12 protein-coding genes, 1 pseudogene and 1 riboswitch are annotated in these 13948 nt (G+C 32.8%); of the genes and pseudogenes, 1 reads left to right on the forward strand and 12 read right to left on the reverse strand.

The window, feature by feature from the left end; all coding sequences use genetic code 11:
- Positions 1 to 402 precede the first annotated feature (402 nt).
- From SPD90_RS07385 to metK, 9 genes and pseudogenes are all read right to left on the reverse strand, one after another.
- On the reverse strand, positions 403 to 1320 hold the full coding sequence (locus SPD90_RS07385) for a D-ribose ABC transporter substrate-binding protein (protein ID WP_320924798.1): 918 nt from the start codon (positions 1318 to 1320) through the stop codon (positions 403 to 405).
- A gap of 46 nt (positions 1321 to 1366) precedes the next feature.
- Positions 1367 to 2302 carry an ABC transporter permease gene (locus SPD90_RS07390; RefSeq protein ID WP_320625638.1) on the reverse strand — a complete coding sequence of 312 codons (936 nt, stop codon included), beginning with the start codon at positions 2300 to 2302 and terminating at the stop codon, positions 1367 to 1369.
- Positions 2292 to 3785: a sugar ABC transporter ATP-binding protein gene (locus SPD90_RS07395; RefSeq protein ID WP_320924799.1), complete on the reverse strand. Its 1494-nt coding sequence runs from the start codon at positions 3783 to 3785 to the stop codon at positions 2292 to 2294. Before SPD90_RS07395 ends, SPD90_RS07390 begins: the two co-directional genes overlap by 11 nt.
- A gap of 15 nt (positions 3786 to 3800) precedes the next feature.
- Entirely contained in the window at positions 3801 to 4202 is a 402-nt protein-coding gene (rbsD, locus tag SPD90_RS07400) for a D-ribose pyranase (RefSeq protein ID WP_320624520.1), read from the reverse strand.
- A 2-nt stretch (positions 4203 to 4204) separates the two neighbouring features.
- Positions 4205 to 5095, reverse strand: a complete 891-nt coding sequence (rbsK, locus tag SPD90_RS07405) for a ribokinase (protein ID WP_320924800.1) — start codon at positions 5093 to 5095, stop codon at positions 4205 to 4207.
- Positions 5096 to 5100: 5 nt separating this feature from the next.
- Positions 5101 to 6087, reverse strand: a complete 987-nt coding sequence (locus SPD90_RS07410; RefSeq protein WP_320924801.1) for a LacI family DNA-binding transcriptional regulator — start codon at positions 6085 to 6087, stop codon at positions 5101 to 5103.
- A gap of 438 nt (positions 6088 to 6525) precedes the next feature.
- Positions 6526 to 7344: a ComF family protein gene (locus SPD90_RS07415; RefSeq protein WP_320924802.1), complete on the reverse strand. Its 819-nt coding sequence runs from the start codon at positions 7342 to 7344 to the stop codon at positions 6526 to 6528.
- Entirely contained in the window at positions 7313 to 9562 is a 2250-nt protein-coding gene (gene recD2 / locus SPD90_RS07420) for an SF1B family DNA helicase RecD2 (RefSeq protein ID WP_320924803.1), read from the reverse strand. Before recD2 ends, SPD90_RS07415 begins: the two co-directional genes overlap by 32 nt.
- A gap of 128 nt (positions 9563 to 9690) precedes the next feature.
- Positions 9691 to 10878: pseudogene (gene metK / locus SPD90_RS07425) on the reverse strand (methionine adenosyltransferase); the annotation flags it as partial.
- 149 nt (positions 10879 to 11027) lie between these two features.
- Positions 11028 to 11132, reverse strand: a riboswitch (SAM riboswitch).
- Between the two features lie 192 nt (positions 11133 to 11324).
- Here metK and yyaC point away from each other — a divergent pair.
- Positions 11325 to 11834 carry a spore protease YyaC gene (gene yyaC, locus SPD90_RS07430; RefSeq protein WP_320624312.1) on the forward strand — a complete coding sequence of 170 codons (510 nt, stop codon included), beginning with the start codon at positions 11325 to 11327 and terminating at the stop codon, positions 11832 to 11834.
- Between the two features lie 125 nt (positions 11835 to 11959).
- On the opposite strand, the gene SPD90_RS07435 is transcribed toward yyaC, so the two are convergent.
- The 3 genes from SPD90_RS07435 to SPD90_RS07445 all read right to left on the reverse strand — a co-directional run.
- The gene (locus SPD90_RS07435; protein WP_320624311.1) at positions 11960 to 12979 is read right to left on the reverse strand and encodes a rod shape-determining protein; all 1020 of its coding nucleotides are present in this window, start codon (positions 12977 to 12979) and stop codon (positions 11960 to 11962) included.
- A 127-nt stretch (positions 12980 to 13106) separates the two neighbouring features.
- Positions 13107 to 13364: a sporulation transcriptional regulator SpoIIID gene (gene spoIIID, locus SPD90_RS07440; RefSeq protein ID WP_290691748.1), complete on the reverse strand. Its 258-nt coding sequence runs from the start codon at positions 13362 to 13364 to the stop codon at positions 13107 to 13109.
- 105 nt (positions 13365 to 13469) lie between these two features.
- Positions 13470 to 13948, reverse strand: a 479-nt coding sequence (locus SPD90_RS07445) for a M23 family metallopeptidase (protein WP_320924804.1), incomplete at its 5' end; no start/stop codon positions are given.

The following is a 13948-nucleotide window of genomic DNA, read 5'->3' on the forward strand; positions in this document are numbered from 1 at the left end:
TTTTCTTGTATTTGTGTTAGTATTATTGTTATCCATAGTAATTTATATCCTTTCTTTATTTTTTTGTGGTGATTAAATAATAACACAGGATATCTTACTATGGATATTTTTTTTAGTTCAATTTCATTTTACAATGAATCACTGAATTTATTCATATATTTTTGTATAATAAAATATTTTGTCTAAATGTGAATTAAATTGTACACAAACCCTGTGTATAATGTGGATAACTTTGTTGATAAGTATATAAATCTCTATTTTCCAACGTTCTATCAAATTGATATATTCACAGTACATATGTTTTTCTGTGGTTAATTAAAAAAATCTAAAAAAAACTGCGACAATATTGCCGCAGTCATCTTTAGGTTTATTTTAGGAAATTACATTGGTTTTTAATTTTAATTATTCTTTTATAAGTTCAACTTCTACTGGTATAGTTTTTTCTATACCTTCACCATTTATAAGCTTAACAGCAGTTTCTACTGCAGTTTGTCCCATAAGGTCAGGTTTTTGAGCTACTGTTGCAGCCATTTTACCATCTTTTATTGCTGCTAAAGCATCGTCAGTTGCATCGAATCCAACTACTACTATATCTTTGCTTCCTATAGCTTCTACTGCACCAAGAGCCATTTCATCATTATGAGCAAATACACCCTTTATATCTGAGTTAGATTGAAGCATATTTTCCATAACATCCATACCTTCAGAACGGTTGAAGTTAGCAGTTTGTTTACTTACAACATCTAATTGTTTATCTGCTACTTCATGGAATCCAGCTCCACGATCTATAGTAGCACTAGCACCAGAAACACCTTCTAATTCTGCAACCTTTGCACCTTCACCAACTAATTCAACTAAGTATTCAGTTGCCATTTTAGCACCTGCAACGTTGTCAGAAGCTATTGCACAATCTACATCTACACCATTTACTGCACGGTCTACAGATATAACTTTTATACCTTTAGCTATTGCATCTTCTACTGCTGGTGCAACTGCATCAGAGTCAACTGGATTTACTATTAAAACACTTATTTTCTTTGATATTAAATCTTCAATATCACTTGTTTGTTTTGCTGCATCATCACCAGCATCTACTACTATTAATTCTACATCTGCTTCTTTAGCTTTTTCTTTTGCTCCTTCACTTAATGTTACAAAGAAAGGATTGTTTAATGTAGATACAGAGAATCCTATACTTCCATTTCCTACAGCTTCTGCTGAGCTTCCTGTACTAGATCCTTCGCCTTCTACACTACAACCTACTAAAGAAAACGATAATACTGCCGCTGCTGCAAGAGCAACTAATTTTTTGATTTTCATAACTTATACCCCCTATATATTTTTATAATTTTTTTATAGACTTTGATTAACGTTTACGGTCTGATAATACTGCAATTAATATAACTAGTCCCTTTACTACATCTTGATAGTAAGAAGATACACCTAATATATTTAAACCATTGTTTAATACTGCTATTATTAGAACACCTACAAATGTTCCCCATATTCTTCCGCGTCCACCATTCATACTAACGCCACCAAGTGCAACTGCTGCGATTGCATCTAGTTCATATCCAGTACCTAGAGTAGGTTGTGCTGAATTAAGACGAGATAAAAGAATTAAACCTGCCATAGCTGACATCAATCCAGAAATTGCATATGCAGCTATTTTTGTACGATCTATATTAACACCTGCTAATTTAGCTGATTTCCAGTTACTACCTGTAGCGTATATTCTACGTCCAAATGTAGTCTTTTCTAATGCAAACATAAATATTGCGAAAATTATTATGAATAATATAACTGGTAGTGGAATTCCTAATATAGCTCCTTTTCCTAAGAATTTTAATAGGAAGCTACTTCCTAAGTTTGAAATAGGTTTTCCATCCATGAATATCATAGTTGCTCCACGGAATACTGTCATTGTAATCAATGTAGCTATGAATGGTTGTAAACGTCCTTTTGTTACAAATATACCACTTATTGCACCAAACACAACACCTATTACAAGAGCTATTATCATAGCTAAAGCTACCGGTGTTCCTTTAACTATTAAACTAGCACAAATTGCTGTAGTTAACGCCAAAACTGAACCAACTGATAAATCTATTCCTCCAGTTAAGATAACACAAGTCATACCAAAAGCAATCAATCCATTGATAGAAGATTGTCTAAGTAAAGATAAAAAGTTATCTACTGTTCTAAATTCTGGACTTATAAAACTTATAACTACTACTAAAAGAACTAAAGCTATAAGCGCCCCCAAGTCTTGCACGCGATTTATTAATTTATTATTTTCCATTTAGATCTCCTCCTGTTGCCAAAATCATGACATTTTCTTGATTTGCATCTTCTTTATTTATAATACCTGTTATTTTTCCTTCACTTACTACCATAACTCTATCAGACATACCTAAAACCTCTGGAAGTTCTGAAGATACCATAATGATAGCTACTCCTTTTGCTGCAAGTTCATTGATGATATTGTAAATTTCTTTCTTAGCCCCTATATCTACACCTCTTGTAGGTTCATCTAATATTAATACCTTTGGATCTGTATAAATCCATTTTGCAAATACTACCTTTTGTTGATTACCACCACTTAAGTTATTGCATTCATGTTGTGGTCCAAAGCATTTTATTTTTAATTCTTCTATTCCTCTTTTTACTAAATCTTGTTCTTCTTTCTTTTGTATAACTCCATTTTTGGAAATTCTTCCAAGATTCGCTAGAGAAATATTTTTCATAATACTCTCTTCTAGCATAAGACCTTCTACTTTTCTATCTTCAGTTATAAATCCTATTCCATTTGCTATAGCTTGTTGTGGATTTTTATTTTTTATTATTTGACAGTTTAAATAAATATCTCCAGTAACATTAGGCATATTTCCAAATATCGCTTGCATTATTTCTGTTCTTCCTGATCCCATTAATCCAGACACACCTAAAACTTCACCAGCATGAACTTGGAAAGAAACGTTTTCAAACACACCAGGACAGTTTAAATTTTTCACTTCAAAGATTACATCACCTATTGCTGATTCTCTGGCTGGATATCTTTCTCCTATTTCTCTACCTATCATCATTTTAACTACATCATTCATGTCTATTTCTGAAATCTTCTTTGTTCCTATATATGAGCCATCTCTAAGAACAGTAATACGGTCACATAGTTCAAAGATTTCCTCCATACGGTGAGAAATATAAACTATAGAAACTCCTTTTTTTCTAAGTGAATTTACTACTTCAAATAGTACTTCTGTTTCACTTTGAGTTAAAGCTGCTGTTGGTTCATCCATTATTATAACCTTTGCATCTACCATTAGCGCTTTTGCAATTTCTATCATTTGTTGTTGTCCTATAGATAATTCATCCATTCTTTGACCTGGATCTATTTTTACACCAAGCATATCTAGGATTTCTTTTACCTTTTTTCTCATCGCTTTTTTGTCACATACACCAAATGCTTTTTTTATTTCTTTGCCTAGAAACATATTTTCTTCAACTGTTAAATCGAATAATACGTTTAACTCTTGATGAATAAATACGATCCCTGCTTTTTCGGCTTCTTGTGGATTGTTATAGCATACTTCTTTTCCATCTACTAAAACTGTCCCCGCATCTTTAGTGTAAACACCTGTTAAAATCTTCATTAATGTAGATTTACCAGCGCCGTTTTCTCCCATAAGTGCATGAATTTCTCCATCATCTAGTAAAAAGCCTGCACTCTTTAAAACTGCATTACCGCCAAATGACTTGTCAATTCCACGCATTTCAATCTGCATGTCTTTCCCCCCTTATTAAAAAATGCATCCAGACTGTAAAATTATATTCGCATAAGGAGTTGTCTCTCCTGTACGTATGACAGCCTTACATTCTTTTGTCATTTCTTTTAGTTCAACATGAGAAACAAATTCTACTTCTACCTCTTGTCCTACAAAATAATCGTTTATTTCAGCTAAAACCTTTGGATTATTTTCTTTTATTTCTTCTGCTAAAACTATTTTTTCTATCTTCATGTCATCACCAACTACTTTTAAAAGCTCCATAAAAGTTGGTTGTCCAAATTTAACTGCTAAGTCAATTCTTTCTGTTTCTTCTGGAATTGGAAGACCGCAATCAGCTATACATATACGATCTGTATGTCCCATATAAGAAAGAACACTTGATATATCACTATTTAAAATTCCATGTCTTTTCAAAACTATTTACCTCCAAGCTCTTTTTCTACTTCTTGAACAGTTGGCATACCACTTTGTGCTCCAAATTTTTCTGTAGATAAGCTAGCTGCTGTATTTGCAAAAGTTAAAGCATCCTTTATATTTGCGCCATTTGCTATTTGTACAGAAAAAGCACCGTTTAAAGTATCCCCAGCACCTGTTGTATCTACAACCTTTGCCGGTCTAGCTGGCACTGTTAAAATTTCACCTGATTTTAAACATGTAGAAACTCCCCTTGAGCCTTGAGTGATTAATAATTTTTCAGGATATTTTTTAAGAAGCTCTTCTGTAGTCATTTCATCTCCAAATATTAATACTGCTTCATGCTCATTAGGTGTTAAATAAGTTACCTTTTCTATAATTTCCATTGGAACTTTAGCTGCTGGAGCTGGATTTAATACAACTGGTATATTTTTTTCTGCACAAAACTCTACTATATAATGTACTGTATCTAGTGGAATTTCATGTTGAAGGACTACCATATCGTAAGTTTGTAGTACATCCTTTATACCATCTACATAATCCTTATCTACTTTTCCATTTGCTCCTGGAACTACTATGATTGTGTTATCGTTTTCCCCAACAGTAATCATTGCTATACCAGTTGGAACACCTTCTAATACTTTTATATGTTCTGTCTTTATTCCAACGTTTTTCATGTTTTCTATCATCTTTTGTCCATTACTGTCGTCACCAATACACCCAAACATTTCTACCTCTGCACCAAGCTTTGCCATTGCAACTGCTTGATTAGCACCTTTTCCACCTGGGATGTAACTAATACTATCACCTAATAAAGTTTCACCCTTAAGTGGAATTCTCTCTGCTGTCACTGTCATATCTGTATTAATGCTACCCACTACTGCTAGTTTCATATTTTTCACCCCTTTATTTTTGTAGTTTGACGTTGTATAAGCTTAACATCAAATACATTTTCTTTTTCTATTTCTTCTCCCTTTTTATGTTGAATAATAATCTGAGCTGCTTTCTTTCCCATTTTTTTTATCGGCTGAGCAATAGTAGTTATTTCAGGAGTAGACAACCAACTGAAACTAATATTATCAAAGCCTATAATTTGAATATCCTCTGGTACACGATATCCTTTTTTTGAAATTACTTTATAAATAGAAATCGCAACCATATCATTACTAGCTATAATTCCATCTACATCAGGGTATTTTTTTATTAATTCCTTTGTTTTTTTAAGACCAGATTCATAGCTATAATCACATTCTATATATTGTTCATTTAGTCCATATTCCTTGCAAATGTCTCTATATCCCAAATATCTTTGTTTTGCACTTGAAAGTGATTGAGGTCCTCTCATACATACAATATTTTTACAACCACATTTTATTAAATGCTCTGTTGCCATTCTTCCACCTTTGTAATTGTCAGCTTCTACTACTGCCATTTCCTTATCGCTAGAAAATTTTCTATCTACTAGCACTACGGGAAAATCGTATTTTTCTACTTCTTGTGCAGTCTTACTACTATTTGTCATGATGATAATTCCATCTGCCTTTAATTGATTTAACATTTGTATGTTCATCAATTCTTTTTTTTCATTGTCATCAGAATTACAAAGCAATATTCTATATCCATTTTCATAGGCTTCTTTTTCAATAACTCTTGCCAATTCGTTGAAGAATGGATTTTCAATATTTGGAACAATCATTCCTATGATTTTAGATGATTTTTTAAATAGCGCTCTAGCTAATTCATTTGGTTTGAAACCCGTTTCATCAATAGCCTCAAGAACTCTTTGTTTTTTTTGCTCATCCACTTTAGCTGTTCCATTTATTACTCTTGATACTGTTGCAGGAGAAACGTTCGCTATCTTAGCTACCTCTCTAATACTTGCCATTTTAATCACCTCTTACTTAAATGCTGCCTGTTTCATGTTTCTTGAAACCGGTTTCACATTTTATTAATTTAATTATAATTGCATAATTATAATTCTGTCAACATATTTTTTGAACTTTATAAAATATTTTTTATATAAAAAAAGTACCCTTAAATAGGTACTTCTATGATATTCAGCTGACCTGGTTTTTGACCCCACACTCGCCTACTGCGACGTTCGCTCTGGGTTTGCCGCACTACTAGCCGTCTCGATTTAGATTTTTTTTGGTTATCGGTAGGTCTTACTTCTAAGCCGCACCATGATCATCAATCCCACTTTTAGGATTGACTTACGTGGATCCCTTTGCCTGCGACTGGCTTGGACTTTCAACCACAGACCTGAATAATCACTCATTTATTTTAATATCTTATTTTAATTCTGTCAATAGAATTATTTAGTTTAATTATTTTCAGTAAACGGTATGTATGGATCAGTACTTCTTGTTAGCAATGTCATTATAGTTATTCTATTTACACAGGATAATCTAAGCATTTTAGATATTTCATTTGCCGTTGAGCCAGTTGTAAATATATCGTCGATTACGATTACATCTTTATTTTTGAGTAAATTATCATCATCCTTTATATAAAATGAATTTTTAAGCTCCTCTTGTCGTTCCTTTAAATTCAACTTATAGAGCCTTCTTGTATTTTTCTTTCTGTAAATACAATTAAAAACTGGAATACCTGTTATATCGCTCAAATCCTCTGCTATCTTTTGAGACTGATTAAATCCTCTCTGTCTCATACGTTTCTTATGCAGTGGAACAAATAATATGTAATCAGCCTTTAGATTCTCAAGCTCCATTTTCTCGCTCATAATCTGTGCAACGTATCTGCAAAAATAAGTTTTATTTTTATATTTAAAATCAAGTATCATTTTCTTACTTATAGAGTTGTATTCTATACACGATATCGCCCTATCGAAGTAAAATCCCCTTTTAGCGCAATATGCACATGTAGCAATATCTTCATATTCTAGATTGTGGTTTATTATAGGCTTTCCACATTTTAAGCATGCGTCCTTTAAGAAATTCAACTCTTTAAAGCAATCCTTACATATCGAATATGTATTTGTTAGTTTTATCGGATTATCACAAATTATACACGTTATATTTTTAGGATATATAAAATCCAGTAATAAATCCTTTATTTCTTTTAATTTAATTTTTATAGTATCGACTACACTAAAATTCACCTTGAGTATATTCATTTTCATCAACTAACAGACCTTCTTTTTTAAATTTATTCAACTTAACTGCTAAATTTGAATATCTGTCGTTTATTCGATTGTTTTTAATCATAAACTCTAAGTACTTGACATCACCGACTAGCACGACTTGTTTCTTAGCACGTGTAACTGCTGTGTAAAGCAGGTTCCTACTCAATAACATCGGTGGTGCCCATGTCATAGGAATCACGACTATCGGAAACTCACTACCTTGACTCTTATGGATAGTTGTACAGAAGCTGTGGTCTAACTCATCGAGCTCATCGTGCTTATAGCTGACTATCTTCATACCATCGAATATAACGAAGATTTCCTTTTTATCCTTGTCTATATAGTAAATATAACCAATATCTCCATTATATATACCATGTCCGCTGTTAGTTCCATCTTCTGTTTTCCATTTTTTAGTGTAATTATTTTTAATCTGCATCACTTTGTCTCCAACTCTAAATGTCCTCTTTGTGAAGACCTCCTCTGTTTTAAATTTTGCTGGAGGGTTCAAGCATTTTTGGAGCTCTATATTTAGATTATTTACGCCTAGAGTTCCTTTTCTCATAGGTGACAAAACTTGTATGTCTTTGAGTTTATCTACACCATAGTATTTTGGAAGTCTCTGACTCACTAATCCCATGATTTCATCTAATATTTCATCTTGTGTTTCTTTTCTTATAAAGAAAAAATCCTTGCCCTTTGCGTTTAATTTCAAAGGCTCTCCTTTGTTGATTTTATGGGCATTTACTACTATCATACTTTCTCTCGCTTGCCTAAATATCTCGTTAAGTCTAACTGTATTTATGACTTCAGAATCTATTAAATCTTTCAACACGTTTCCTGCTCCGACAGAAGGCAGCTGATCACTGTCTCCAACTAATAGAAGCCTTGTTCCAGATTTTATAGCTCTAAGCAGATTGTACATAAGCACAATATCAACCATAGAGACCTCATCTAATATGACGACATCGGCATCTATAGGGTCATCCTCGTTTTTCATGAACATAAGCTCATCACTATCCATTGAAAATCCCATTTCTAAAAGCCTGTGTATCGTTTTAGCCTCCTTATTCGAAGTTTCACTCATTCTCTTTGCTGCACGGCCTGTAGGAGCCGCTAGAACGACTTTTTCGCCATTATTTTCAAACACCTTGATGATTGTGTTGATTGTAGTGGTCTTACCTGTCCCCGGACCACCAGTTATTATTACAACACCTTTTTCGATAGCTTCTTTTACTGCTTTAATTTGGTTTTGAGCTAGAGCTATATCATCTTCTCTTTCTATACTTCTTATCTCCTCGTCTATGTCTATATTTAAATCCTTAAATTCAGCCTGTGAAAGTCTTATAATCTCCTTGCAAACACCATTTTCCGCCATGAAATACGGCATCAAATACACATTTATATCATTTTGGCTTCTCTCAACATGTACCTTTTGAGTGTAAGCTAAATCCATAACAGCTTCTTTTATGTACTGAGGTTCGACCTCCAATACCTTAACTGCATTTTGAACCAACGCATTAATAGGCAAATAAGTATTCCCGTTCGCTGTACTCTGATTTAAAGTATATAAAATTCCCTGAAAAATCCTATCTCTAGAATACTTATCAATCCCAAGCTTCTTGGCAATATCATCTGCCACCTTAAATCCAATACCCCTTATATCCTCGGCAAGTCTATATGGGTTTTTATTTATTATGTCGAGCGAATTTTCCTTGTATTTTTTATATATTTTTAAACACAAATTAGGAGTTATCCCATATGGAGACAACTGCATAATTATATTTCTAAGCTCCCTATTTTCTTCATAGCTCTCAGTTATCTGCTTGATTTTCTTAGCGCCTATACCTTCTACTTCCTTTAATCTCTCAGGAGTATTTTGAATCACATCTAGAGTATCGACTCCAAACTTATCTATAATCCTAAGCGCCATCTTCTCTCCTATACCATGAATCATACCAGAAGATAAATAAGCATAAATTCCCTCTAAAGATGACGGTGTTATAGGCATAAATTTACTGACTTCAAATTGTGAGCCGTAAATTTTATGAGTGACCCATTTGCCCTCGACCTCTATACTCTCTCCTACAGACAAAGTCGGCATACAACCAACAATCGCCACCTCCTCATCTTCATTTGCGAGATAAGCTATTGTATAACCATTTTCTTCATTTTTAAAAACTATATCACTTATCATACCTTCTAATTTTTCCATAATATAACACTCCTAATAATATACTCTCTTTTTTATCTTACCCAAATTTCTCAAAAAAAGACCTTGCATATATTATAATACAAGGTCTCGTTATATTCTTATTTTTATTTTTTATATTAAACTAAAATCTAAGCCATAGCTTGTGCTTTTAAAGTTTCAGCTTTGTCAGTTCTTTCCCATGGTAAATCTATATCAGTTCTACCGAAGTGTCCGTAAGCTGCAACTTGTTTGTAGATAGGTCTTCTTAAGTCAAGATCTCTTATTATTGCACCTGGTCTTAAGTCGAAGTTCTTTTCTACTAATTCTACTAATTTTTCATTAGAAACTTTTCCAGTTCCAAAAGTATCAACAAATATTGATAATGGTCTAGCAACACCTATTGCATAAGCTAATTCTATTTCACATTTGTCTGCAAGTCCAGCAGCAACTATGTTTTTAGCTACGTATCTAGCAGCATAAGCAGCAGATCTGTCAACCTTTGTTGGGTCTTTTCCAGAGAATGCTCCACCGCCGTGTCTAGAGTATCCACCGTAAGTATCTATGATTATTTTTCTTCCTGTAAGACCAGTATCTCCTTGTGGTCCACCTATAACGAATCTTCCTGTTGGGTTGATGTAGTATTTAGTTTCGTCGTCTAATAATTCTGCTGGTATTACAGCTTTTATAACATGTTCGATTAAGTCTCTTCTTATAGTTTCGTTGTCCACACTTTCACTATGTTGAGCAGATATTAATACAGTGTGAACTCTAACTGGTTTGTCATCTTCATATTCAACTGTTACTTGAGTTTTTCCATCTGGTCTTAAGTAATCTAATAATCCAGATTTTCTAACTTCTGTTAATCTTCTAGATAATTTGTGAGCTAGAGATATTGGAAGTGGCATTAATTCTTCTGTTTCATTACAAGCGAAACCGAACATTATACCTTGGTCTCCAGCACCAACCTTTTCTATTTCTTCTTCTGTTTGTTCTCCACCTTTACTTTCTAGACCTTCGTCAACACCCATAGCGATGTCTCCTGATTGTTCATCTATAGCAGTTATTACTGCACAAGTGTTACAGTCAAATCCAAATTTAGCTCTAGTATATCCGATTCCTTCTACTGTTTCTCTAACTAATTTTGGAATATCAACGTAAGCTGATGTACTTATTTCCCCTGCAACTAATACTAATCCAGTTGTAGTAGTTGTTTCACAAGCAACTCTTGATTGTGGATCTTTTTCTAATAATGCATCTAATATCGCATCTGATATTTGGTCACACATTTTATCTGGATGACCTTCAGTAACTGATTCTGATGTAAATAAATGTCTTGCCCTTTCATTTCCTCCTTAAACTTATTAATTATTTTTTATTAAAATTCTATACTCTATTCATTTAATTTATATAAGAAACTTTTATATAATGTCTTATACATTAAAAAAGCCTCTTCACAAGAAGAGGTTATTGCATTCTAAAATACGCGACCTCATCTTTCTAGAATCTCTCTAGCAGGATTTAGCACCTTCCTCCTTCATGAAGTGGTTGCTGGGCTTCATAGGGCCTGTCCCTCAGCCTCTCTTGATAAGGTAATCAAGAAATTTTTTATTTAAATTTTTAACAATTTCAATGATACCTTTTTTGTTTTATCTTGTCAAGTATTTTATAGTCACATTTACTTATTTTAATTCATATTATTAAATATACTAAATCTGCGACTATTTTAAAAATAGTGTTATTTATCGAGTTAAATTCATATATTATCTAGAAGGGAGGAGTTCCTATGTATTTAGCTAAAATAAACTATAAAAGAGAAGATGTTACTCATACACTAAGTACTATTCTTAAAAATATAATTTCTGATAATACTGTAGTAATTTGTATAGGAACAGACCGTGCTATTGGAGATGCACTTGGGCCTCTAGTAGGAACTATGCTCAAAAATAGCGATTTTAAATACCCTGTCTACGGTACATTGGATAATCCTATTCACGCTTTAAATATATATGAATCTATGGAAAATATAAAAAAGAAACATTCATCCAGCCAATTTCTAGCCATAGATGCTTGCCTAGGTTCGACTAATAATATAGGTAATATACAAATTCGAGAGGGACCCATTCTTCCTGGTAAAGGCGTAGGTAAAAAGCTACCTCAAGTAGGGAATTACTCTATAGTCGGTATTGTAGATAAAATAGACGAAAATAATCGATTTTCCTTCAATAATATAAGGCTTCATTTTATTTTAGAACTGGCAGAAACTATAGCACTATCTCTGCTCCTGGCGACCTAAATTATATCCCTCAATTAAAAAGTAGCTATAATAAAACAATATTCTAAATATATTATTTTAAAATAGCTACTTTTTAAATGTACAATATTTAATTATATATTTTAATACCCGATATGTACTATATATTATTTCTTAAAGCTTCCACCAGTTTCTAATAAATCAAGTGATCCTAATGATAATCCAGTACCCTTAGCAACACAAGAAAGAGGATCGTTAGCTAAAATTACTTTTATTCCTGTACTTTCTTCTATTCTTTGTCCTAAGCCATGTAACATAGCTCCTCCACCTGTCATTATTATACCTGTATCACTTATATCTGCTGCTAATTCTGGTGGTGTTTTTTCTAATAGGTTTTTAGTTGCTGCTACTATTTGTTCTATACAGTCATTAAGAGCTTCTAGTATTTCTGTAGAGCTAACATTTATAGTAACAGGAAGGCCTTTTACTAAATTTCTTCCGCTGATATTCATAGTTCTTGGTTCGTCTTCTTTGATAGCAGTTCCTATTTCAACTTTTAATTTTTCTGCACTTCTTTCACCTATTAATACATTATATTCTTCTTTTATGTATTTTATAATTGCTTGGTCGAACTTGTCTCCACCTAATTTAATGGAATCACTTACAACAGATCCTCCTAATGATATTACAGCAATATCAGTAGTTCCTCCACCGATATCGATTACCATATTTCCATTAGGTTGAGATATATCTATTCCAGCTCCTATTGCTGCTGCTATAGGTTCTTCTATGATATAAACTTCTCTAGCTCCAGCTTTTTTTGTGGCATCTTCTACAGCTCTTTTTTCTACTTCAGTAACTCCTGTTGGTACACAGACCATTATTCTAGGCATTACAAATCTTCCAAATCCTTTTTTCTCTACTATTTTTTCAATAAAATGAGATAACATCTTTTCTGTTATTTCATAATTTGATATAACACCATCCTTTAATGGTCTTATAACATCTATATGTGAAGGTGTTCTACCTATCATTCTTCTTGCTTCTTTACCTACTGCCAAAACAGTATTTAAATTATTATCTATAGCCACTACAGATGGTTCTTCTAAAACTATTCCCTTTTCACTTACATATATTAATACGTTGGCTGTACCTAAATCGATACCTATATCCGCTCCTGTTGCCATTTTACTTTCACTCCTTCTTCTACTCTTATTATTTATACTTAATTCAAATTGTTAGTTATCATAAATACTCCTATTCTACAATATAGGCAAAATTATAGCGTTAGTCAAGAAAAAAATGTAGGTTATCCTACATCTTTTTTTGTTGTTGATATTTTAATTTTGTAGCCATACCTCCTCGTATGTGTCTTTCTGATTTATTTTTTTCTAAGACTAATTTTACCTGACTAGCTAATGACGGATAAACTTCCTCTAATCGTTCAGTTACATCTTTGTGGACAGTGCTTTTGCTAACTCCAAAAACCTTAGCTGTTTGTCTTACAGTTGTTTGTTTTTCTAATATATATTGGGCAATAATAACCGCTCTTTTTTCTATATGAGACTTCAAGATCTCCCCCTCCTCACCATCAGTCCTATAGATATATATGAAAGAAAAACAAAAAATATAACAGAAGACTCTTCAATTTTTGTGAAAAGTCTCCTGTTATAAACTTTATTCTAATAAACTCAGTGGATTTATAGCTACATTTTTCTTATAGGCTTCTATATGTACATGTGTTCCGTCTTCATTTTCAATATTTGTCGTATTTCCTACATATCCTATACAGTCGCCTTCTTTAACTGTATCTCCCTTTTTCAACGATACATTTTCTTGTATTCCAGAATAAATTACATTTAAATCATCGTTGTAAGATAACTCTATGCTCGTTCCATATCTATCATCTGAGTACACAGATACGACTTTTCCATCTAGTATTGATTTTATTTCAGAGCCTTCTTGCGCTGAAACATCCAATCCTTTATGAATCTCCCAAACATCTAGTGTTTTTGAGTAAGTAGGCATAGTTTCAGAATACTCTCTAAGTATTCCATCTCCTATATAACTCATCTTAGATTCATTCTTGGCTTCTTTTTCTTTTTTGTCTTTTGCTTGTTGTAGATTTTGATTTGATTCTGTCGATGTAGCAACAG

This window comes from Intestinibacter sp., from assembly GCF_034113885.1.
Classification (GTDB): domain Bacteria; phylum Bacillota; class Clostridia; order Peptostreptococcales; family Peptostreptococcaceae; genus Intestinibacter.

Bases quoted from the DNA above. Each gene is read 5' to 3' on its own strand.
- SPD90_RS07385 (WP_320924798.1), bottom strand. From the start codon at position 1,320: ATGAAAATCAAAAAATTAGTTGCTCTTGCAGCAGCGGCAGTATTATCG.
- SPD90_RS07390 (WP_320625638.1), bottom strand. From the start codon at position 2,302: ATGGAAAATAATAAATTAATAAATCGCGTGCAAGACTTGGGGGCGCTT.
- SPD90_RS07395 (WP_320924799.1), bottom strand. From the start codon at position 3,785: ATGCAGATTGAAATGCGTGGAATTGACAAGTCATTTGGCGGTAATGCA.
- rbsK (WP_320924800.1), bottom strand. From the start codon at position 5,095: ATGAAACTAGCAGTAGTGGGTAGCATTAATACAGATATGACAGTGACA.
- SPD90_RS07410 (WP_320924801.1), bottom strand. From the start codon at position 6,087: ATGGCAAGTATTAGAGAGGTAGCTAAGATAGCGAACGTTTCTCCTGCA.
- SPD90_RS07415 (WP_320924802.1), bottom strand. From the start codon at position 7,344: ATGAAAATGAATATACTCAAGGTGAATTTTAGTGTAGTCGATACTATA.
- recD2 (WP_320924803.1), bottom strand. From the start codon at position 9,562: ATGGAAAAATTAGAAGGTATGATAAGTGATATAGTTTTTAAAAATGAA.
- yyaC (WP_320624312.1), top strand. From the start codon at position 11,325: ATGTATTTAGCTAAAATAAACTATAAAAGAGAAGATGTTACTCATACA.
- SPD90_RS07435 (WP_320624311.1), bottom strand. From the start codon at position 12,979: ATGGCAACAGGAGCGGATATAGGTATCGATTTAGGTACAGCCAACGTA.